Below are 436 nucleotides of genomic sequence, written 5' to 3' on the forward strand. Positions count from 1 at the left end.
TTTACCTCCTTCCCGGTGATGATGAGCTTGCTGGGGCTGGCGGTCATCTTCGGCCTGGAGAAGTGTCGCGTACCCGGCGGGATCTTGTTGGTGATTATTGCAATTTCGATCATCGGCTTAATCTTTGACCCAGCGGTGAAATACCACGGTCTGGTGGCGATGCCAAGCCTGACTGGCGAAGATGGTAAGTCTCTGATTTTCAGCCTCGATATTATGGGTGCACTCCAGCCAACTGTACTTCCGAGTGTACTGGCATTGGTGATGACCGCAGTGTTCGACGCTACTGGCACCATCCGTGCCGTCGCCGGTCAGGCGAATTTGTTGGATAAAGACAACCAGATCATCAACGGCGGCAAAGCCCTGACCAGTGACTCAGTAAGTTCAATATTCTCCGGCCTGGTGGGCGCAGCGCCCGCAGCGGTTTATATCGAATCAG

At 54.1% G+C, this 436-nt stretch carries 1 pseudogene; it reads left to right on the forward strand.

Annotation, left to right across the window (positions count from 1 at the left end):
• Window positions 1-436, forward strand: a pseudogene (ghxQ, locus tag K0039_RS25510) (guanine/hypoxanthine transporter GhxQ); the annotation flags it as partial.

It is taken from the genome of Terrisporobacter mayombei, assembly GCF_020748465.1.
In the GTDB taxonomy this organism is placed as follows: domain Bacteria; phylum Bacillota; class Clostridia; order Peptostreptococcales; family Peptostreptococcaceae; genus Terrisporobacter; species Terrisporobacter mayombei.